Annotated in this window: 9 protein-coding genes; 2 read left to right on the top strand and 7 right to left on the bottom strand. The window is 73.5% G+C overall.

Annotation, left to right across the window (positions count from 1 at the left end; translation table 11 throughout):
- Position 1: 1 nt before the first annotated feature.
- The 4 genes from FCL41_RS16075 to FCL41_RS16060 are packed head-to-tail and all read right to left on the bottom strand — an operon-like array spanning position 2 to position 13,570.
- The gene (locus FCL41_RS16075; RefSeq protein WP_137064692.1) at positions 2–940 is read right to left on the bottom strand and encodes an alpha/beta fold hydrolase; all 939 of its coding nucleotides are present in this window, start codon (positions 938–940) and stop codon (positions 2–4) included.
- 3 nt (positions 941–943) lie between these two features.
- Positions 944–1,288, bottom strand: a complete 345-nt coding sequence (locus FCL41_RS16070) for an acyl carrier protein (RefSeq protein ID WP_137064693.1) — start codon at positions 1,286–1,288, stop codon at positions 944–946.
- Complete coding sequence (locus FCL41_RS16065) at positions 1,281–6,020, bottom strand: type I polyketide synthase (protein WP_137064694.1); 4,740 nt, start codon at positions 6,018–6,020, stop codon at positions 1,281–1,283. The genes FCL41_RS16070 and FCL41_RS16065 overlap by 8 nt, the downstream gene beginning before the upstream one ends.
- On the bottom strand, positions 6,017–13,570 hold the full coding sequence (locus tag FCL41_RS16060) for a type I polyketide synthase (protein WP_137064695.1): 7,554 nt from the start codon (positions 13,568–13,570) through the stop codon (positions 6,017–6,019). Before FCL41_RS16060 ends, FCL41_RS16065 begins: the two co-directional genes overlap by 4 nt.
- A gap of 324 nt (positions 13,571–13,894) precedes the next feature.
- Between FCL41_RS16060 and FCL41_RS16055 the strand changes: the two genes are divergently transcribed.
- Together FCL41_RS16055 and FCL41_RS16050 are read left to right on the top strand one after the other, a co-directional pair.
- Complete coding sequence (locus FCL41_RS16055; protein WP_170970164.1) at positions 13,895–15,343, top strand: wax ester/triacylglycerol synthase family O-acyltransferase; 1,449 nt, start codon at positions 13,895–13,897, stop codon at positions 15,341–15,343.
- Positions 15,343–16,764, top strand: coding sequence for a wax ester/triacylglycerol synthase family O-acyltransferase (locus FCL41_RS16050; protein ID WP_137064697.1), 1,422 nt, complete (start codon positions 15,343–15,345; stop codon positions 16,762–16,764). Before FCL41_RS16055 ends, FCL41_RS16050 begins: the two co-directional genes overlap by 1 nt.
- A gap of 61 nt (positions 16,765–16,825) precedes the next feature.
- Here FCL41_RS16050 and FCL41_RS16045 read toward each other — a convergent pair whose 3' ends face one another.
- From FCL41_RS16045 to FCL41_RS16035, 3 genes are all read right to left on the bottom strand, one after another.
- Positions 16,826–17,452: an ACT domain-containing protein gene (locus FCL41_RS16045; protein ID WP_137064698.1), complete on the bottom strand. Its 627-nt coding sequence runs from the start codon at positions 17,450–17,452 to the stop codon at positions 16,826–16,828.
- 148 nt (positions 17,453–17,600) lie between these two features.
- The gene (gene recD / locus FCL41_RS16040) at positions 17,601–19,412 is read right to left on the bottom strand and encodes an exodeoxyribonuclease V subunit alpha (RefSeq protein WP_137064699.1); all 1,812 of its coding nucleotides are present in this window, start codon (positions 19,410–19,412) and stop codon (positions 17,601–17,603) included.
- Positions 19,409–22,792 (bottom strand): UvrD-helicase domain-containing protein, encoded by a 3,384-nt coding sequence (locus tag FCL41_RS16035; protein ID WP_137064700.1) that lies wholly within the window; start codon positions 22,790–22,792, stop codon positions 19,409–19,411. The genes recD and FCL41_RS16035 overlap by 4 nt, the downstream gene beginning before the upstream one ends.
- Between the last annotated feature and the right edge of the window lies 1 nt (position 22,793).

Genomic DNA, 22,793 nt, shown 5'->3' with positions numbered 1-22,793 from the left:
GTCAGACCCCGCGGCGTACGGGCAGCTCGCGCTCGTCGAGCAGGTGCCTGTTCTCCGCAGCCATCTGGTTGAGGACCTCCATGGCCTCGGGGGCGCCCATCGTGCCGAGCGCGCCCTCGCGGCTGGAGACCTCGACGTGCTCGACGACGTAGTCGGTGCCGGCGTGGGTGTTGAGCCACTCGAAGGCGCGCGACTTGATCAGGGCGGCGTTCTCGATGAGCAGCGAGTGGGAGGCGTTCTCGACGACCTCGAGGGTGCACTGCGGCACCTTGGCCTCGAGCTCACGCGCGCGGTCGAGGATGTCGGACTCCGAGCCGTAGATCGCGAAGACCGGGCACTGGACCTCCCCGAGCCAGTCGATCGGCGCCTCGGTCTTGAGGTCCTCGATCAAGGTGGTGTCGAAGAAGAGCTTCTCGGTGCGCTTGGCCAGCCGCGAGGTCTTGCGGTCGGCCTCGGTGGCCAGGTATTCGCGGACGGCCACCTCGTCGAGCCCGAAGGCAGCCAGCGCCAGGGTGCCGGCCATGTGCTCGCCCCACCCGGGCACCGAGAAGTGCGCCTCGATGAGGAAGAGGCTGGCGACCTTCTCGGGGTGTTGCCGCGCCAGCGCCAGGCCGACGACGCAGCCGAAGGAGTTGCCGAAGAAGTGGATGGGCTCGTCGATCTCCCAGGCCTCCAGCAGCCCCAGCAGGTCGGCCACGTGGTCGGCGACGCTGTAGCCCGAGTCGGCGATCTCGGTACGCCCGTGGCCACGCAGGTCGACCAGGTGCGCGTCGGCCTGCTGCGCCATCGGGTGACCGAGCGTGTAGAACCAGCTCGACAGGTTGTCGATGACCAGGCCGTGGAGCATGACGACCTTGGGCCGCTTCGCCCCGGCCGCGTCGTCGCCGCCGCCGAGCACCTGCACGTGGAACTTCAGTCCGTTGGACTCGATGTAGGGCACTGCTCACGCCTCCGCTTGTCCGGTCGCGGGCGCGTCCGCGCCCAGGGACGCGACGACGAAGTCGACGACCTCGCCGGCGGTCAGGGAGACGACCTGGTCGAGCTCCATGCCCGACATCCAGGCGACGAAGTCGACCTTCTCGCCGTAGGTGTTGAGGAGCTCCTCGGCGAGGGCGACGAACTCGATGCTCTCCAGCTGGAGGTCGTCGCTGAACGAGGTCTCCATCTCCAGGGGGCCGTCCATGAGGAGGTCGTCACCGACGACCTCGAGCAGGATGCGCTCGAGGTCGGCCAGCACGGACTCCCTGGTGATCCCAGCGGCAGTGGTCGGGGTGGGGGTCTCAGCCATGGCGTGGCTCGAGCTCTGTCCAGGCAACGATGTACTCCTCCGGTGCGGCGGCGTCGGGCGACGCCGCGGTGGTGCTGGGTTCAGGGGTGATGGGCTCAGGTGGGACGGGCTCTGGGCTGCTGGGGTCCGGGGCGACGAACGGATGGATGCTCGTCGTGGCGATCCAGCGGTCACCGACGCGCAGGTCGACGGTCGATGCGGACTCGCCGGTCGCGGGGACACGTACGACCTCGACGACCGCGAAGTCGCGCGGGCGCCCCTCGAAGCCGGTGCCGGCCGCCTTGGCCGCCGCCTCCTTGGCCGCCCACCACCGGGTCAGCTCGCGGTCGCGCTCGCGCCCGGTGAGGGCGCCGAAGTGGCGGGTGAAGAGGGCGAGCTCGGCCTCTCCCATGGCGGTGGAGGCGAAGTGCTCACTGCGGGTGTCGACCCGCTCGACGTCGATCCCGACGTCGACGCCGTCGGCCACCATGGCCACCCCGACGCCCACCGGCGGCGCTCCCTTGGCGCCCAGCGTGTGGCCGATCGAGAGGCGCAGGTCGGCCACGCCCGGTACGTCCGACCCGCCGAGGACCCGGACCTGCGGACGCCCCGAGTCGGCGTTGTCGACGGTGAGCTCCGCCGGGAAGACGGAGGGGAAGCCGGCGGTGAACATGCGGGCCCGCACCGCGTCCTTGGCGGCGATCCGCCCCAGCAGGCGGCTGCGCTGCGCTCGAGGGTTGAGGGCCATGTGGGTGGGGCGCTCGTCCTGGTTGAGGAACCGGCGCATCACGACCTCGCGCGACGCGGAGTCGGGCCATCCTTCGACGACCAGGAACCAGCCGCCCGGCTGCGGCACGGCGAGCAGGTGGTCACCGGGCTCGCGCAGCATCACGAAGAGGCGGTCGTCGCTCTGGAAGCGCCGGTCCTCCCAGCCGCTGATGCGGCACCAGACGCGCCCCTCGACGGTGAGCTCCAGGTCGGCGCGCACGTGGGTCTCGGCGATCTCGGTGCAGTTGACGACACACTCGACGACCGTCCCGGGCGCCGGGTGCTCCCCGAAGAAGGCGAACTCGTCGACCGAGGTGGGCAGCACCAACCGGTCCTTGTCGACCCGCGCCGCGACCCAGATCCCGAAGAGCTGGCCGGCGTTGTCGAGCAGCGACCCGGGGAACGGCTTGGTCTCCAGGGTGCCCCGGATGCCGTCGGTGCCGAACGCCTCGACGCCGCCGATCCCCTGGTAGGCGGGGCCGTGGAAGAGGTGGCCGTCGGGGTAGATCTGCTCGACCGTCCACGCCCGGGGGATCTCGCCGTGCACCTCGCTGGCCCGCGGCGCCGGGGCTCCGGGGTGGGCGGCGGCCAGTCGGACGACCGCGCGGGCGTGACCGTCGATGGTGGCGCGCACGCAGTACGTCTCCACGCCGGCCGCCGCGGTGGCCTCCCGGGAGGCGGCCTCGTCGAGGACGGCCCGGACCGTCACCGTGGCGGCGGGCTCGACCGCCAGCCACCTGAAGGCCTTCACCTGCTCGACCGCGACCACGACGCTCCCGGGCACCAGCGTGCGGGCCTCGTCGGCCAGCATCTCGATGAGCGCGGTGAGGGGGACCAGCGGGAAGCGGTCCTCCAGGCAGGGCCAGTCCGGCGGCTGGGGATAGAAGGCGTGGTCACCCCACCACGGCTGCGCCGCGACGGAGAGCTCGAGGGTCGACTCGGACTCGTGCGCCGCGGGGGTGAGGCGGGGGCGCGGGTTCGACGGCTGTGTCGGTTGCGTGGGTTGTGTCGGCCCTGACGGCTGGGTCGGGCGTACGCCAGCGTGGGCCGCCGCCGTGACGACCTGCTGCGCCGCCTGCGTGGCGTCGCGCACCAGCGCCTGGAACTCACTGGCCAGCGCCGACGTCGTCGGTCGAAGGGCGGGCACGTCGGCCGGGACGGACAGCTCGGCCTGAGGCAGCTCCGCGGCCGCAGGCGTCGGGGCCGTGACCTCCAACGGCGTCAGGTCGCGCACCAGCGTCGACCCCATGCGTACGGGCAGGCCGCGCGCCGGGCGTACGTCCTCGCGGGCGACCGCGGCGCGGTGGGCCGTCGCGCCGTGACCCAGCGGAGCCAGGTCGACGTCGTGACCGGCGCTCCACAGCGCCAGCGCCACCCGCCGCAGCTGGGCGAGTCCGGAGTGGGTGGTGCGCCCGCCCGGGGTCGCCATGGCTGAGGCCGTGACCACGTCGTGGGAGCGCAGGGTGTCGTCGAGGAAGCCGGTGAGGCTGCCGGACCCGACCTGCACGAAGGCGCGTACGCCGGCGTCGTGCAGCGCGGCGGTCAGCTCGCGGAAGCGCACGGGCTCGACCAGGTGCCGGGTGAAGAGGGCGGTGATCTCCTCGGTGCTGTCCGGGTAGGGCGACAGGGTCGTCGCCGACCACAGCGGGATCTCGGCCGGCTGCAGGGTGATCGACTCGAAGTTGTCGTGGATGCCCTGGATGAAGGGGGCGAAGAGCGGCGAGTGGAAGCCGGAGCGGAAGGGCAGCTCCTGCGCCATCACCTTGCGTTCGCGGGCCGCCTCGACGACCGCCGGCACCACGGCCTGTGGGGCGCAGACGATGGACTGGTGCGGGCAGTTGTCGTGGCTGACGTAGGCCTGGTCGAGGCTCTCGGCGATCTCGGTGGCGACCTCGACGCCGGCGCCGAGCGCCACGAAGACCACGTCGGGCACCTCGATCGCGTCGGGGGCGAGCTTGGCCAGCAGGTCGTCGATGCTGTCGGCGGGCACCATGCCCGAGACGATCTGGCCGGTCCACTCGCCGAGGCTGTGGCCGGCCACCAGGTCCGGTCGCACCCCGAGCCCGGCCAGGGCGTCGGTCAGCAGGCGGCCGACGGCGACGATGCCGAGTCCCTGGGACTGGAGACCGTCCTCGGGGCTGCCCATGTCGGGGCGTTCCAGGCCGAAGCGCTCGGCCACGTCGTGGACCTGCGGGTCGAACTCCGGCTCCACCCCCGGGAAGAGGAAGGCGACCTGGCCCTCACGCAGCAGGCCTTCGGGGTCGAACCAGACGTCGTTGCGCCCGCGGAAGGCGGTGCCGCGGGTCAGCACCTTGCGGGCCAGGGTGAGCCGCCGCTCGTCGGGGGAGATGATCGCGAGGCGCGCCGGTCCGCCGCCGGGGACGGCGTCGGTCGTCGTACGCCCCTGCGCGACCAGGGCGTCGAGCTGGGTGAGCAGGTCGGCCGCGTCCGTGCCGGCCAGGAGCAGCACCTCCTCGTCCAGGGGTGCGGCGGCTGCGCGTTCGGCGGGGGTCTGCATCGTCGCCCTGGCACCGGTCACCGGCGCCACCGACGCGGCGTCGCCGCGGGGGGCCTCGGAGAGCACGACGTGGGCGTTGATGCCACCGAAGCCGAAGGCGTTCACCCCGGCCAGGCGCTCGGTCTCGCTCTCCCACGGCTCCGCCTGGGTGAGCAGCCGGAACCGGGTCGCGTCGACGTCGGGGTGCGGGTCCTGCGCGTGCAGGGTCGGCGGGAGGACGCGGTGGTGCAGCGCCAGCGCCGCCTTGACCATCCCGGCGGCGCCGGCCGCGGGCATCGCGTGGCCGATGTTCGACTTCACCGACCCGAGGGCGGCGCGGGGGCCGGAGGCGGGGTCGTACGCCCCGAAGACGCTGCGCAGGGTGGCCAGCTCGGTGCGGTCGCCCAGCGGGGTGGCGGTGCCGTGGGCCTCGACGAGTCCGACGAGGCGGGGGTCGAGGCGCGCGGCCTGCCACGCGGCGGTGACGGCCTGCACCTGACCCTCGCGACGGGGGCTCATCGGGGAGGCGGCCCGGCCGTCGCTCGACACGCCGGTGCCGCGGATCACCGCGTAGACCCGGTCGCCGTCGCGCTCGGCGTCGGCCAAGCGGCGCAGCGCCATCAGGCCGGTGCCCTCGCCGATGAGCACGCCGTCGGCGGCGTCGGAGAAGGGGCGGATCCCGCCGCTGGGCGAGAGGGCGCGCAGCTGGGAGAAGACGCTCCACAGGGTGAGGTCGTGGCAGTGGTGCACGCCGCCGGCGAGCACCAGGTCGCTGCGCCCCGAGCGCAGCAGGTCGACGCCCTGCTCGACGGCGATCAGCGAGCTCGCGCAGGCGGCGTCGACCGTCCACGCCGGGCCCTGGAAGTCGAAGCGGTTGGCGATGCGGGAGGCGGCCAGGTTGGGCACCAGGCCGATGGCGCCCTCGGGGCGCTCGGGCCCCAGCGAGTCCTGGAACTCCGCCTTGACCCGGTCGAGCTGGGCGTCGGTGATGCCGGGCACGACGCTGCGCAGCACCTCGACGACCTGCTGGGCGGTGCGTACGCGCTGGTCCAGTCGGGCGATCCCGTCGCCCAGGTAGCCGCCGCGGCCCAGGAGCACCGCGACCTTGGCGGGGTCGACGCCTTCGTGCACGTCACCGGCGTCGGCCAGGCAGGCGGCCGCCGCGGCGAGCGCCAGCAGCTGGTCGGGCTCGGCGGACTCCATCGCGACCGGCATGATCCCGAAGGCCAACGGGTCGAAGGTCGCGACGTCGTCGACGAACCCGCCGCGCCGTGTGTAGAACCGGTCGGCGGACTTGGCGTCGGCGTCGAAGAAGACGGGGTCCCACCGACTCGCCGGGGCGTCGGTGATCGAGTCGACGCCGTCGACGACGTTGCGCCAGAAGGTCGACGCGTCGGGGGCGCCCGGGAACACCCCGGCGACACCGACGATCGCGACGTCGTCGGGGCGGGGTCCGTGGCCGGTGGTGCGGCGACGTTGTCCGGTCACGGTGCGAGCGTCCCCTGGGGTACGAGGGAGCCGGCCACGCCTCCGGTACGGGCCAGCGGGGTGGCGCTCGTCGCGAAGGCGTCAGGGCTGCCCGCCATCACCACGACCTGCGAGGGACCGGTCGCCGAGGCGACCTCCTGCAGGAGCGCGCGTACGCCGTCGGCCGGGGGCAGCAGGCCGACGCCGCGCCGGGCGTACTCCCGCTCGAGCTCGGGCGAGACCATGCCGCCGCCCGCCCACGGGCCCCAGTCGAGCGACAGGACGCGGCACCCGTGGCGGCCGTCGTGGGCGCGGGCGAGGGCGTCGAGGGCGTCATTGGCCGCCGCGTAGTCGACCTGCCCCTTGTTGCCGAAGACCCCGCTGATGGAGCCGAAGAGCGCGACGAACTTCAGGCCCAGGTGCTGGCGGTCGAGGATGGCCCGCGCGGAGTCGACCTTCGTCCCGAAGACGCGGTCGAATCCCTCGGCGCTCTTGTCGCGCACCAAGCGGTCGTCGAGCACGCCGGCGCCGTGGATGACGCCGTCGAGGCGACCGAAGGTGGTGTGCAGGGCGTCGAGCAGGGCCCCGAAGCCGGGGGAGCGGACGTCCATGGCGACGTACTCCGCGTCGGCGCCGAGGCTGCGCAGCGTCTCCAGGGTGGCGATGACCTCGCGGGAGGCGAGCACCTCGGCGCAGACCCGTTCCACCTCGGCGGGCGTGCGTACCTCGCCGATCTCGAGGACGCGGCGGCGCAGCTCGGGCAGCGTACGAGCCCCGGCAAGGAGAGGGCTCTCGGCCTCCGTCGGGTAGGGCGAGCGGCCGACCAGGACGAGGCGGCAACGGGCGGTGCGGGCCAGGCCCTCGGCGATGCGGGCGGTGATCCCGCGTGCGCCGCCGGTGAGCACGACGACCGACTCGGAGGTGAGGTCGAGCGCGCCGATCTCCTGCTCCAGACGGCGCACCTCTCCGGCGACCCGGGTGGTGCGCCGGCCGCCGGCCCAGGAGAGCGACGGGGGCGCGTCGACGTCGAGCAGCTCGTCGACGACGGCCCCGGCGAGCGGGGCCAGGTCACCATCGAGGTCCGCGGCGTCGACCTCGACCGAGCGCAGGAGGCGATCGGGGTACTCCCGTGCGAGCGAGCGGAACATGCCCGGTACGCCGGTGGGTACGCCGATCGCCTCCTGGCCCGGGGCGTGCAGCGCGACGTCGACGGCGAGGACCTTGCCGGCCCGACCCAGGAGGGACGGCTGGACCGCGCCGAAGACCGTACGTGCGTCGACGAACGGCTCGCCGGCGGTCGCGCTGAGGTCGACGAGGACGTCGACCTGCCCGAGGAGGTTCTGGTGCTCACCGACCTGGCGGTGGGTGAGGCGGGCGACCTGTGCGCCCCGTTCGGTGAGGGCGGAGTCGACCTCGTCGGTGAGCGCCCGGTGGCCCTCGACCAGGGCGACGCTCGCGCCGGTCAGGTCGCCCAGCGCCATCGTGGGGCCGAGGGGCTCGACGGTCAGCTCGAAGAGCCCCGTCGGAAGGACCAGCTCGGCGGTGGGCGCCGTGGCCTGCGCCGGGGCGGCCTGCGTAGGGCTGGTCAGCGCCCGGGTGGTCTGCGTCCGAGTGGGGTGCTTCGGACTGGCCTGTGTCTGGCCGGTCGGGGCGGTCTGTGCTGCCGGGGTGCGTACGGCTACGGGCGCTGCCGGTGCTGCCGGTGCTGCCCCGCTCTGCGACTCGATCCACGCCACGATGGCGCGCAGGGTCTTGTGGCGTGAGAGCTCCTCGACGACGTCGTCGGCGAGGGTGCCGCCGGAGCCGAGTCCGATGCGTTCGGCGAGCTCGCCGACGATCTCGATGCGCTTGATGGAGTCGATGGAGAGGTCGGCCTCGAGGTCGAGGTCGGGTTCGAGCATGTCGACGGGATAGCCGGTGCGCTCGGAGACGACCTTCTGGACGGCGGCCATCAGGTCGACCGCGGGGGCGGGCGCAGGTGCGGTGGACGCAGGGACGACGGCGGGCGGGGCGACCGCGGCCCCGGCTGCCGAGGTCGCGGCAGGACCCTCGGCAGCCGGGGCGGTGGTGGTGGCGGGCACGCCGACCTGGCCGGTGACCCAGTCCACGATGGCGCGCAGGGTCTTGTGGCGTGAGAGCTCCTCGACGACGTCGTCGGCGAGGGTGCCGCCGGAGCCGAGTCCGATGCGTTCGGCGAGCTCGCCGACGATCTCGATGCGCTTGATGGAGTCGATGGAGAGGTCGGCCTCGAGGTCGAGGTCGGGTTCGAGCATGTCGACGGGGTAGCCGGTGCGTTCGGAGACGACCTTCTGGACGGCGGCCATCAGGTCGATGGCCGGGGCAGCGGCCACGGCGGCTGCGGGCACGGCAGCCACGGGAACGGCGGAGACGGGTGAGGTGATCACGGAAACGGTGGCTGCCGGCTCCTGCGCGGGGACGGGTGCCTGGGCGTCGACCTGGGCCGCGACGGGCGTGGTGACCGGGGACGCGATGGCCTGCGACGTCACCACGTTCGACGTGGCGACGGTGACCGCAGGGGCGCCGAGGTAGCGCAGCAGCACGTCGCGCTCAGCGGCCACGACCTGACGCATCGAGCGGAGGTATTCGTGGACCACGGCGTCGGCGCCGGTCCCTGCGAAGGCGGGAGCGTCCTGCTCGTCGAAGGCGGGCATGTGGAGTCCTTCCCCGTCGCCACCGGCGACGGCACTGCTGACGTGGGGCCCTGTGGCGGGAACAGCGGCGGGAACAGCGGTGGAGACAGCGGGGGTCGCGCCGGCCGCCGCGGGGATGGTCGCGCCAGCGGCAGGTGCGCCGGTCCCGGCCAGGGCCGGCATGGTCCCGGCGGGTTGGAGGCTGTTGGGCAGCACCGAGCCGTCGGCACGGCGTACGAAGGCGCCGTCGATGCTCCAGCCCGGGGCCTTGAGCGGCCACGTACGCAGGTCGACGACGTCGGCGCGACCGGCAAAGAGGCTGGTCTCGTCGACCGGGGCCCCGAGAAGCGTGAGCTGGGCGACGGCCTCGAGGAAACGGCGTACGCCGGGCTCTCCCGGCACCTCGCAGGCGATCACGGTGTGCGGGCGGTCGCCCAGGATCTTGGCGACCTGGCCGGAGAGCACGCGACCGGGACCGGCCTCGACGAACGTACGCACGCCCGCTGCGTACATCGACTCGACCTGGTCGACGAAGCGCACCCCATCGGCGACCTGGTCGGCGAGCAGCGACCGTACGGCGGCCGGGTCGCTCGGGTAGGGCTCGGCGGTGGTGTTGGACCAGACCGGGAAGGCCGGGGCGGCCACGTCGACCTGCTCCAGGTGCTCGGCCAGGATCGACGACGCCTCGGCGACCAGCGGCGAGTGGAACGCGCACGCGACCGGGAGCAGCGTGGCGCGGACCCCGTCGGCCTCCAGCGCCTCGACCGCCGCGCGCACCGAGTTGGTCGGGCCCGACACCACGACCTGACGCGGCGCGTTGTGGTTGGCCACGACGACGTCGGGCCAGGCGGCGAGGCGGTCGGTGACCTCGGGCAGCGTCAGCGAGACCGCGGCCATGGTGCCGGGGTCACCGCCGGAACGCTCGACGGCCGTCAGGACCGCACCGCCGCGAGCGGCGCTGAGCGAGAGCAGGGTGGCGTCGTCGAAGGTGCCGGCTGCGGCCAGGGCGGCCAGCTCGCCGTAGGAGTGACCGGCGGCGACGTCGGGGGCGATGCCGACGCGGGCGAGCAGGCGGGTCATCGCCACCGCGGCGATCCCGAGCGTGGGCTGGGCGACGTCGGTGGAGGTGATCGCGGCCTGCTGGGCGGCGCGCTGCTCCTTGGTGAAGGCGGCCGGCGGGAACATGGCCTCCGCCCACTCGGCGCCCTCGCGGAGCAGGTCGTCGAGTCCGCCGAAGGTGACGAAGAGGTCGTTGAGCATGCCGGGCCGCTGGCTCCCCTGACCCGGGTAGAGGAAGGCGACCTGACCACGCTCGGCGTCGTCCGGCGCGGCGAAGCCCCGTGCCTCGGCCTCGTCCAGCCGCCGCAGCACCTCCGCGAACGAGGAGGCGACGAAGGCGGCCCGTACGGGTCCACGGCCCTGGCGTGCGACGGCCCAGGCGAGGTCGCGCAGGCGGTGGCGTTGGGCGTCCGGGTCGCTGGCGGCGACGGCCGTGACGGTGTCGCGCAGGGCAGCGACCGACCGGGCGGCGTCGGCCTCGGTGGTGCCGCGGACGACGAAGAGCTCCGCCGGCCACTGGGTCAGGCCGTGGGCGGGACGGTCGCCCGCGTCGCACGAGGAGACCACCGCGTGGAAGTTGGTGCCACCGAAGCCGAACGCGCTGACGCCGGCGCGGCGGGTCTCCGCAGCCCACGGGCGCGGCTTGTCGTGGAAGCGGAAGGGGCTCGAACCGGCCTCGTAGTAGGGGTTGGGCTCGACCAGGTTGATCGTGGGCGGCAGGACGCCGTGGTGCACGGCCTTCGCGACCTTGATCAGGCCGGCGAGGCCGGCGGCGCACTTCGTGTGGCCGATCTGCGACTTCACCGACCCGAGCACGACCGAGCCGGCCTCGACGTGGCCTTGCGCGAAGAGCTCCGTGAGGGTGGCCATCTCGGTGCGGTCGCCGACCACGGTGCCGGTGCCGTGCGCCTCGACCAGGCCGACCTCGTGGAGGTCGACGCCCGAGGCTTCCAGTGCCCGGACGACGGCGCGCTGCTGGCCCTCCTTGCGAGGAGCGGTGAGCCCGAGGTGGCGGCCGTCGGAGGAGCCGGCGACGGCGTCGATGATCGCGTAGATCCGGTCGCCGTCGCGCTCCGCGTCGACCCGGCGCTTGAGCACGACCGCGGCGATGCCCTCGCCGAGCGCGATGCCGTCGGCGCTGGCGTCGAACGTACGGCAACGACCCGAGGGCGACAGGGCGTGGACCGAGGAGAACATCAGGTAGTCGTTGAGGCCGTTGTGCAGGTCGGCGCCACCGGCGATGACGAGGTCGGAAGCACCCGTACGCAGCTCCTTGCACGCCGCGTCGAGGGCGGCCAACGACGAGCCGCAGGCCGCGTCGACGGTGTAGTTGACCCCGCCGAGGTCGAGGCGGTTGGCGATGCGGCCGGCGATCACGTTGGCGAGCACACCGGGGAACGAGTCCTCGGTGAGCGTGGGGAGCCAGCCCTGGAGCTCCTCGGGCACCTCGCCGAGCAGCTGGGGCAGGAAGGCGCGTACGCCGTACATCCCGCCGAGCTCGTTGCCGGACTCGGCGCCGAAGACCACCGAGGCGCGCTCGCGGTCGAAGTCGCGGGTCGCGTAGCCGGCGTCGGCCAGCGCACGGGCGGCCACCTCGAGGCTGAGCAGCTGCACGGGTTCGATCGCGGCCAGCGAGGCGGGAGGGATGCCGTAGGCCAGCGGGTCGAAGCCGACGGGGTCGATGAAGCCGCCCCACTTCGAGGGGGTCTTGTGACCGGCGCTGCGGCCCGTGGCCTCGGCGTCGAAGTAGAGGTCGGTCTCCCACCGGTCGGCGGGCACCTCGGTGACGTGGTCGGTGCCGGCGACCACGTTGGCCCAGAACTGCTCCGCGCCGACCGCCCCCGGGAAGAACGACTCCATGCCGACGATCGCGATGTCGAAGGGGTCGGCCTCGGGCGTCTCGCCCTGCTCGGTCACGGCGCCGGGCAACGCCCAGGCGGCGCTGCCGGCGCTGACGTCGGCGTGCAGGTCTTCGATGCTGGTGACCTCGTGGCGCAGGGTCGCGACCTCGCCGATCATGTACATGCCCTCGGCGCGCTGCTGGTCGACGTCGACCTCCTCCAGGCCCTGCTCGCCGCGGGTCAGCCCCTTGGAGGCGATGCGCAGGCGGCCGAGGTTGAGCTGCTCGAGCTCGGCCCACCGCTCCTTGGCGTCGACGCCGGCAGCGACCAGCTCGTCGCGACGGGCGGCGAAGGCGCGCACGAAGTCGGTCTCCACGCAGCGGGTTGCGTGGCCGGGCGCGGTCTCCAGGAGCACCGTCGTGTCGCAGTCGACGGCCATCTCCTGGAAGGCCGGCTGGATCGCTCCTGCGGCCACGGCCTCGGCGGTGAAGAGGTAGGCGGTGCCCATCAGCACGCCGACCTGGGCACCCTTCGCGGCGAGCGGTGCGAGCGCGGCGCCCGCCATCGCGGCCGACCGGGCGTCGTGGACGCCGCCGGCCAGCAGGACGCGCAGGTTCTCGGGGTCGTCGACCGCCATCAGGCGCTCGATCTGCGCCTCCCACAGCGCGAAGCTGGAGCGCGGTCCGACGTGGCCGCCGCACTCGCGGCCCTCGAAGACGAAGGCCCGGGCGCCGTCGGCCAGGAAGCGGTCGAGCAGGCCGGGCGAGGGCACGTGGAGGTAGGCCGGGATGCCGGCTGCGTCGAGGGCGGCCGACTGCGAGGGACGACCGCCGGCGACGAGCGCGAAGGGCGGCGCCACCTCGTGCACCACGGCGAGCTGCTCGGCCAGCAGCTCGGGCGGGGCGAAACCGAGCAGGCCCACGCCCCACGCCCGGTCGCCCAGCAGCTCCTTGGTCTCGGTGAGCAGGGCGCGCACCTCATGGCCGGGCATCAACGCCAGCGCCAGGAAGGGCAGGCCGCCGCCCCCTGCCACGGCGGCGGCGAAGCCGGCGCGGTCGCTGACGCGGGTCATCGGCCCCTGCGCGATGGGGTACACCGTGCCGTGCGCGACGCTCACGCCGGCGCCCGGCGCGAGCGGGGGAGCGGTCGCTGCCGCGGCGAGGTGCTCCGTGATCGAGGCGGTGATCCCCTGGACCACCCCACCGACCGTCACGAAGCGCTCGGCCAGGCCCGCGGCCGTGGCGCTGTCCTGGCCGAAGGGCACCAGGTCGGCGGTGATGCTGGCGCCGACCAGGTCGGCGACCTCGTCGGCCGAGGCGTCCTCGGGGAGGCGGGCCGCTGGAAGGTCGGGGCGGGTGAAGAAGCGCCAGCCCGCGACCACGCGGGTCTCACTGCCGTCCATCGCGGCGAGGGCCGAGCGGGTCGCGGCGTCGAGGAGTGACTCGCGCAGGAGTCCGAGCTGGGTGTCCAGCACGACACCCGCCCCGCCGCCGGCGACGACCGCCGCGGCGGTGTGCAGGCCGACGCCGCCGCGCAACCAGACGGGGAGCCCGAGGTCGAGGGTCTGCTGGAGGAGGATGAAGGACTCGGTCGGGCCGACCCGGCCACCCGCCTCGCAGCCGGAGGCGAGGAGCCCGTCGAACCCGGCGTCCACCGCTGCCACGGCCTCCGCGCGGCTGGTGACCTGGGCGATGAGACGACGACCGGGAGCCGTCCAGCGCTCGACGACCTCAGCGGGTGCGCCGCGGCCGGCGAGCTCCAGCACGACCACGGAGGCGGTGACCTCCTCGGCCGCGGCGTCCAGTGCAGGGCCGGGACGGAGCCAGGCGTCCTGGGCGCGGCGACGGGTCAGCTCGGCGTGCGCACGGGCGTACGCGTCGGGGGTGGGGGCGTCCAGCAGGCCGGTGCCACCGGCGCGCCGGGCGGCAGCGACCAGTGCCGGGTTCGGCTGGCCCACAGGATCGGCGGCGACCACCGTCTCCGCTCCCGCGGGCAGGGTGAAACTGTCGCACTGCGGCATGTGCTGGGCTCCCTCGTCCCTCACATGACCGGGATGCCCCGGAACCCTCCCTCAAGGAGTCCGAGTCAGCAACGTCTCCCTCGTTACTGTCCGGTCACTTGTGTGCCCATCGACTGTAACCACGTCTCAGGCAACTCCGAACCGAGTGTGAACCAGATCACGTCGAGTGGTCAAACCTGACTGGACAGCCCGGTCCAGTGGGCGAAATGCGACGGGTGACGGGTCAGCCCGGATCGTGGCATGCTCGCCCCACTGTCCCGGTGTGAGGGCGCCCGGACAGCGCTGGTCAGGACCGAGGGAGCCACGCCTGGAGGGGGCCGTCCCATGCACAGAACCGCGCGCCGACGCATCGCCGGCAGCGACGCAGGCTTCCTCTACATCGAGAGCCCGAGCCAGACCTCGACGTGCACCCATGTGGTCATCCTCGGGGCTCCGGGCGAGAACCAGGAGCGGTTGACCCGCGAGGCGCTGGTCGACCATCTCGTCCAGCGGCTGCCGCGTGTGCCTGCCATGACGCGACGCCTCCAGCACGTGCCCGGCCGGATCGGCCACGCGCTGCTGGTCGACGACGACCGGTTCGACGTCGAGGACCACGTCCGCCATGACGCGCTCCCGCTCCCCGGCGGGGACGCCGAGTACGACGCCTGGATCGCCGACCGCCTCGCGCTGCACCTCGACACCAGCCGTCCGCTGTGGCAGGTCACCCTGCTCGACGGCCTCGCGGGCGGCCGGCAGGCGCTCGTCTTCGCCTTCCACCACACGCTCGCCGACGGGGCCGGCCTGCTCGGCATCCTCGCGGAGCTGCTCGACGACCGGGCGGCCACGCGCCCGCCGTGGGCCGACGCCGACGAGCTCGCCCCGCACCCGCCGATGCGTCCGACGGCCCTCTTCCTGGCGACCCTCACCCGCCAGGTCGTGGTGTGGCTGACGATGCCGTGGCTGCTGCTGGTGACCATCCGGCGGTTCAGGCGCGTACGCCGCGTGCGCGAGGCCGCTGCGGTCGCCGTGCCGAACGCTGGTGGCAGTGCCCCGCGCTCGGTGCTCAACACCTCGACGGACGACAGGCGCGCCTTCGCCCGCGCCACCCTGCCGCTCGCCGAGCTGCGCGCCGTGCGTCGCGCCGCCGGGACGCCGCTGAGCGACGTCGTGCTCGCGGTCGTGGCGGGCGGGCTGCGGAGCCATCTCGCCGAGCGCGGCGAGCTGCCCGACGAGCCGCTGGTCGTCAACGTCCCGATCGGCCACGACGCCCCCGGGGCGACGCCGCGGGTGAGCGGCAACGTCTTCTGCAACTTCTACGCGATGCTGCCCACCCACGTCGCCGACCCGTGCGCCCGGTTGGAGGCCACCGCCGCCGCGACCGCCGAGGCGAAGCGTCAGCTCGACGTCCAGGGCCGCGACACCTTGATCACCTGGCTCGACCGGATCCCTCCGGCGCTCGGTGCGTGGGGCGCTCGCACGATGGCCGAGCAGCGGCTCACCGGCGAGGCAGCCCCTGACTTCAACCTGATCGTCTCCAACCTCAAGGTGCCCGACGACGGGTGGACGATGCACGGGCGACGGGTCGAGCAGGTCATCTTCTCGGGGCCCGTGGCTGACGGGGCAGGGCTCAACCTCACCGTCGTGGGCTACGGCGACCAGGTGGTCGTCGGCATCCAGACCAACCCCAGCGCGGTCGCCGACCCCGTCGACCTGGCGAGCCGCCTGCACGCCGCGCTCGTGGAGCTCGCCGACGCCTACGACCACGCGCCGACCGACCAAGGACAGGTGGCCTGATGCACCGGCTCAACGGCGAGGACGCCGGATTCCTCTACATGGACCTGCCAGGGCAGCCGATGAACTCGATGGCCGTCGGGGTGCTGGCCGGCGAGCACGCGACGCTCACGCTGGCAGACCTACGCGCCCACGTGGCCTCCCGGCTCGACGAGCTGCCGTCCTGGCGGTGGCGCATCGTCGACGTCCCGGGCGACCTGGCCCACCCGGTCGCCGTCCGTGACCCCGACCTCGACCTCGACGCCCACGTGCGCGAGGCCACCGTCACGGGCGACCGGACGGCGCTGGAGGCGTGGTTCGCGGAGCTGGCCGAGGAGCACCTGCCGACCGACCGACCCTTGTGGCAGGTCTGGCTGGTCACCGGGCTCGACGACGGCAGCCAGGCGATGGTGCTGAAGTACCACCACGCCCTGGCCGACGGCGTCGGCGCGATGACCACGGTCGCGCGGGTCTTCTCCGACCTGCCCTTCGAACCGCTCCCGCCGGTGCCGGGGCACGACGCCAGGCCCTTCCGTGCCGAACGCGTCCCCGGGCGGCTGCGGCTGGTGCTGGGGGCGCTGTGGATGATCCTCGGTGCGCTGCTGAGGCTGCCTGCCTTGCTGGCCCGCAGCGTCGCCGGCGTACGCCGCGTCCGGAAGGAGCGGGAGCGCAGTGACGTCGAGGTGCCGCACTACGCCGGGCACGCACCACGTACGGCGCTGAACGGGCAGGGGTCGCCGCGGCGGGCGTACGTCCGTGCCTCGCTCGACCTGGCCGATCTCAAGGCGGTCAAGGAGGCGGCCGGCGTGACGCTCAACGACGTCGTCCTGGGCGTGGTCGCGGGGGCCTGTGAGCGCTACCTGGCCACCCGCGGTGGGCTGCCGGAGCGGCCGCTGCTCACCACCGTCCCGATGTCGGCGGAGCCGCCGGGGTCGCCGGTGCGGCAGTTCGGCAACCACTTCTGGTCCTTCACGACATCGCTGGCCACTGACGTGGCCGATCCGTGGGAGCGCCTGCAACGCATCAGCACGATCTCGGCCGCCGGCAAGGCACGGCTCGATGCGCTGGGGGTGGGCCTGGTCGCCGACTGGCTCGACGTCCTGCCGCCGGCGCTGGCGAAGCGGGCGATCCACGGAACGCTGGAACGGATGGCCGACCCCGGGCAGGACGCGGACGCCTCGATCCTGGTCTCCAACGTGCGCGGCCCGGCGGAGCCCTTCAGCATCGGCGGCCGCGTCTTCAGCGACCTGCACATCGACGGTCCGCCGAGCAACGGCGTGGGGTGCAACGTCATGGTGTGGAGCTACGGGCAGCGGATGCTCTTCGGGATCCTCGCCTACGCCGAGGCGCTGGAAGACCCGCAGGCCTTCCGGGTCGCGCTCACCGAGAGCTGCGCCGAGCTCGTCGCGCTGGCCCGGAGTGGGGCTGGTCGGCCTGCGGCCTGACGCCGCGAGGCAGGGGTGGGCGGTCGCCGCGGCGCGGGGCCGGACGGTTGTGCCAGGTGCCTCAGTGGCCGAAGCCGCCGTGGCGGATCGAGTTCGACAGCGACACGAGGTGACCGACGCGGGCGACCTCGGAGTCCAGGAACTCCGGACCGCCGCGGCGACCGAGGAGGAAGATCTCGCTGCCGAGCGGGACCGCGCAGACGACCTGGTTCTCGTCCCAGCTCTCGACGCGGCTCGCGCGGTCGACGTCGAACCAGCGAACCTCCTCGGGGGCAGCGCCGGTGTGGTCGAGGATCTCGACCTCCCCAGCGATGCCCTGGCGTGCGCGCACGGCCCAGTCGACACGGAAGGTCTCCGGGAGCAGGCGGAGCATCCGCTCGTGGGTCTCGGCCGGGTGGGCGGTCAGCTCCTCGACGAGCTCGAGGTCCATGAAGAGGTTGGTGCCCGCGGCGTACCGGCTGATCCACAGCACCCTGACGTCCTCGAGCATCGCGCAGGCGGAGAGCACGGAGTCCGGCATCTTGCCCGGGGGCAGCTCGAGCAGGACGTCGTCGATGGCGGTGCCACGATCGGTCTTCTCGACGATGAGGATGGCCTCGATGTCGGCCCCTGACTCACCGATGGCGCTCGCGACGCGACCCAGGGAACCGGGCACGTCGGGCAGCTCGAGGCGGAGCAGGAAGGGCATGGATCGATCTCCTCGTGAGGGGTGTCCTCGTGGTGTCTGTGAGCGGGTGTGCGTGGGCGCGGCCCCGGTCCCGTACGCCGTGGCGGACGTGGCCGGCGACCCTCCGACCCTACTCAATGGGTGTGTCGTGCGGGTTTCTGGCGCGATGTCACCCGTTCGCGAGTCGTTCGGCCAGGCCGCTGGCCCTCTGGGCCGTCCGCATGACCGCCGCGCGTACCTCGGCCTCCGACCCGATGACGCGCACCTTCTCCTGGGCCCGGGTCACCGCGGTGTAGAAGAGCTCGCGGGTCAGCAGGCGGGAGTCCTCCGGAGGCAGCAGCACGGTGACCTCCCGGGCCTGGCTCCCCTGCGCCTTGTGGATCGTCATCGCGTGCATGGTGTCGACGTCGCTCATCCGCGACGGGGCGAACTCACGCAGCCCGTCGCTGGTGTCGATCACGACGCGACGCCCCTGGTCGGTCTGGACGACCACGCCGGAGTCGCCGTTGTAGACGCCGAGTGAGTAGTCGTTGCTGGTCACCAGGAGCGGTCGCCCGACGTAGTAGGACTCCTGGAGCGGGTCGCCCACCACGGCGCTCAGCCACTGCTCGATGCGGCGGTTCCAGTGCTTGACGCCGAAGGGGCCGTCGCGGTGGGCGCAGAGCAACCTGTGGGCCGCGAGCTCGCGGATCGCCCCGGCGCGGTCGTCGGCCAGCGCGGCGTCGCGGGCGCGCTGGGCCACGTCGAGGGTGACCGTACGGATCGTGGTGGCCGGGTCGGTGTCGTGCACCCACTCCACGTCGGGGTGGCCGTGGGCGAGCACCGTGAGCACGGCATCGGGGTCGTCGCTGCGCAGCGCCTCGGCGAGCAGGTCGATGCCGCCCTGGAAGCGGTGGGAGGTGGAGAGCGCGGCGACGGGGGAGTCGGCGCGGTCGCGGTAGCCGTCGACCAGGTCGCCCAGCACGGCGCCGGCGTCCACGGAGGAGAGCTGGTCGGGGTCGCCCACCAGGATCAGTCGGGCGTCGGGCCGCACCGCCTCCAGCAGCCGCGCCATCATCGTCAGCGAGACCATGGAGGTCTCGTCGACCACGACCACGTCGTGGGGCAGCCGGTTGGCGCGGTGGTGGCGGAAGCGGGTGCTGTTGCCGGGGTCCATCCGCAGCAGCCGGTGCAGGGTGCTGGCCTGGATCCCCTCGAGCCGGGCGCGGTCCTCCTCGGAGAAGTGGGCCGCCGCACCGCGTACGGCCTCCTGCAGGCGCGCCGCTGCCTTGCCGGTCGGGGCCGCCATCGCGATCCGGACGCGCTGGCCGCGCGCGGCGTACTGCTCGTGCAGCGCCACCAGCAGTCCGGCGACGGCCGTGGTCTTGCCGGTGCCGGGCCCGCCGGTGATGACGGTGGTCCACTGGTGGGCGGCGCGCAGGCAGGCCTCACGCTGCTCGTCGTAGCCGGCCCCGGGGAAGACCCGGGCCAGCGACGTCTGCATCAGGGCGAGGTCGTGCTCGGGAGCGGTGCGGGAGCGGGCGGTGAGGTCGTCGAGGACCTGGCTCTCCTGCTCGAAGTAGCGGTCGAGGTAGAGCAGTCGCCCGGTCCAGTGCAGGACCCCGAGGCCGACCAGCGAACTCCCGGCGACCGCGGCGACCCACGCGTCGGTCTCCGGCCAGGGGAGGTCGTCGTAGGCGGTGGGTTCGACCACCTCGTCGGTGGTGACAGCGGGCTGCTCCGGCACGGCGGCACCGAGCAGGTCGTCGGCGACGGCGGTCAGGTCGAGGCAGACCGAGCCGCTGCGGACGGCGCGGCAGGTGAGGGCGACCGCGAGGAGGACGCCGGGGTCCTTCTCCTGACCGATCTCCCCCAGGGCGCGGGCGACGTGGACGTCACCGGCCGTGATGACGCCAGCGGTGTTGAAGTGGGCGAGGAGGCCGTGCTCCGAGCGTACGAGGCGTGGGTCGTGGGTCCCGGTCGGGATGAAGACGTCGCTCATCCTCGGCTCCTTCCGGTGGTGAGCAGGGCGGCATCGGTGACCGGCTGACCGTCGAGCAGCGCCGAGAGCTCCTCGACGAGCCCGACGGGGGCCCGCCAGGAGAAGGCACCGCAGGGCATCCCGTCGACCTCCGGGGTCTCGGGCCCGCACATGCCGCGCAGGTAGAGGTAGAGGACGCCGCCGAGGTGGGTGGCCGGGTCGTAGTCGGGCAGCCGCCAGCGCAGGTAGCGGTGCAGCACCACGGTGTAGAGCAGCGCCTGGAGCGGATAGTCGGAGTGGGCCATCGCCTCGGCCAGCGCGTCGGGCCGGTAGGCGTGGGCGGTCAGTGGGGCGTTGAGGTCGCCGAGCCAGTTGGTCTTGTAGTCGACCGTGACGAAGCGCTGCTGCCCGTCGACCTCGACCCGGAGCACCACGTCGATCGACCCGGTCAGGTAGCCGCGCAGGGCCTGCCCGGCCAGCAGCGGGTCGGACTCCAGCTGGGTCGCGTAGCCGAGCAGCGGGTCGCCCTCGGGCAGGTGACGTCGCAGCAGCGGGGCGAGGTCGCCCAGACGTACGTCGTCGACCGCGTATCCGCGCACGTCGCCGCCGGCGAGCGGCAGCTCGAAGTCCATCTCCCGCAGGCGGTCGGGCAGCTTCATCTCGAGCAGGGTCCGTCCGCCGGTCAGCGGCCCGGTGGGGGTGGTGCTGACGGCGACGAGTGCCTCGACCAGGGCGTCGACGTCGAGCGCGGGCACGGCCCACCACTCGAGCTGCTCGACGACGTGGCGTCGCAGCTCCGCGGGCCAGTCGGGCGCGCCGGGGTCGGCGTGCTCGAGCACGGCGTGGACCAAGGAGCCGAAGGTCGCGCCGACCGGGAGGTCGGCCATCGGCGAGGGGACTGCCAGGAGCTCGGGCAGGTCACCGTCGGCGGGGATGTCGAGCGTCTCGGCGTCACCGGTCTCGGGGAACTCGTCGGGCTCGACCTCCGAGAGCGAGCCGTCGGCGTACGCCGCGTGGTGGGCGGAGGCGGCCGAGAGTGAGGAGTAGGAAGTACGCCGCCACTCGGTGTCGACCGGGCGCGTGAAGACGCGCACGTCCAGGTCGTCCTGGCCCGGCTCCAGCGGCGTGCTGTCGGGCGTGCCGTGGTTGGCGAGCTCGGGGGAGAAGGCCCCGGCGTCGCGCCAGTGGCCGAAGATCTCGGTGAGCCTCTGGTCGTCGACCAGCGGTTGCTCGTCGGGCACGCTCGCCATGCCGGGGGTGCGGCCGAGCAGCATCCGGTGCAGGGGCGAGGCCGGCGTGTTGTTGCTGGGGGCGTACCAGGCGACGACCTGCGACTGGGCGCGGGTGAGCGCGACGTAGAGCAGGCGCAGCGACTCGCCCGCGTCCTCCCGGCGGTAGCACTCCAGGTGGGCGCGCTGGAAAGGGCTGGGGCCGCCGACGTCGCGACAGCGGTGTCCCTCGGCGTCGTGGAAGAGGGCGACCTGGGGGTCGCGCCCGGTCCAGCGGTCCCACAGGGTCGGCAGGTAGACGACCGGGTACTCCAGGCCCTTGCTGCCGTGGATGGTGACGAGCTGGACGGCCTCCGCGTCGGAGTCGAGGCGCCGGGTCCGTTCGGAGGCGACCTCCAGCTTCTCGTCGCTGACCTGCTCGCGCAGCCAGCCGACGAGTCCGACCACGCCCATCCGCTCCGAGACGGCGACCCGGTGGAGCATCTCGCCGATGTGGCGCAGGTCGGTGAGCGTGCGCTCGCCCCCCTTCACGGCGAGCACCCGCGCGGTGAGCCCGCCGAGCACGGCGCACTCCATCACGGCGGCCACGCCACGGGAGTTGAGGACGCTGGCCAGCGTGCGCATCTCCTCGGCGAGCTCGTCGGTCAGGGCGCCCCCGCGCTGGCCCTCGTCGCGGTCGAGGGCGGCGGCGTCGTACGGGAAGAACGACGTCAGGGCGGCGGCCCGCACCCGGTCGCTGCGGTGGGGCTGCTCGAGCGCCTCCAGCAGCGTCAGCCACTCGGTGGCGGCCGGCGTGTGGAAGACCGACCCGCCGGCGTTGACGACGGCCGGGACGCCGAGCTCCTGCAGCGCCTTCTGCACGGCCTGCAACGTGGCCCGGCGTGCGGCGAGCACCGCCACCTGCCCGGGCTGCAGCGGCTCTCCCTCGAAGGTGGCGCCACTGGTCAGCAGCTTCTTGACGTCGCGGGCGAGGTCGGTCACCACGTGGTCGCGCCAGCGGTCGACGGGAGCCTTGGCGCGCGGACCCACGCCGAGCTCGTGGCGGCGTACGACGCGCATCCGCAGGGGGGCGCCAGCACCGTGCAGGCGCGGCTCGGTGTGCTTGGCCTGCACCGGGTGGACCACGATCTCGGGTGACCCGAGCTCGGCGCCCTCCAGCATCGACTGCACCGCGGCGAGAAGGGGAGCGTCGGAGCGGAAGTTGGTGCCGAGGGTCTGGCGGTGACCAGCGAGCTCGGCGGCTCGGAGGTACGAGGCGATGTCGCCGCCGCGGAAGGCGTAGATCGCCTGCTTGGGGTCGCCGATGAGGACGAGGGTCGAGACGCCGGCGAACGCGCGCTCGAAGACCTGCCACTGCACCGGGTCGGTGTCCTGGAACTCGTCGATGAGGGCGATCTTCCAGCGGTGCCGCATCCGCAGGCGGGCGGGCGCGTCCTCATCCTCGAGCGCGTCGGCGAGCTGGCTGAGGAGGTCGTTGTAGCTGAGGATCCCCAGGCGTCGCTTGCGCGTCTCGACCTCGTCGAGCACGTCGCGGGCGAAGCGGACGCGCGCTGCCGCGACCGAGTCGGGCTGCTCGTCGAGCGCCGCCATGGGCTCGACGGTGGCGCCCGGGTCGTCGACCACCGCGCGGGCGATCTGCATCGCGGTGGCACGGTCCCACGGCGGGGTGGTGGTGCCGGAGAAGCGAGCCAGGTAGAGGTCGTCGACCACCTCGCCGGTGAGCTGCTCCAGGTCCTCGACCAGGACCGCGTCGGGGTCGGTGTCACCGGCGACGCCGAGGCCGCGCAGCACCAGCTGGCAGAACTGGTGGATGGTCGCGATGGTGGCGGCGTCGAAGCTGGTGAGCGCGTCGGTGAGCCGCTCGCGGCGCACGCTGATCTCGGGCTCGTCGGCGTCGAGGAGCCAGCCGTGCAGCGTGTTGTCGGGGTCGGCCGTCGTGGGGTCGGTCAGCACCCGGGCGGCGTCGGCGAGCTGACCGCGTACGCGGTCGCGCAGCTCCTGGCTGGCCGCGCGGGTGAAGGTGACCACCAGCAGCTCGTCGACGCGGGCGTCGCCCGAGGCGACGTAGCGGGTGGCCAGGGCCGCGATGGTCCAGGTCTTGCCCGTGCCGGCACTGGCCTCCAGCAGCGTGGTGCCGGTCGGCAGCGGACCGGCGATGTCGAACGCCTGCACG

Origin of the sequence: Nocardioides jishulii, from assembly GCF_006007965.1 — a bacterium.
Lineage (GTDB): Bacteria > Actinomycetota > Actinomycetes > Propionibacteriales > Nocardioidaceae > Nocardioides > Nocardioides jishulii.
The sequence above is the reverse complement of the archived record's forward strand: the minus strand, read 5'-3'. Positions and strand labels throughout refer to the sequence as shown.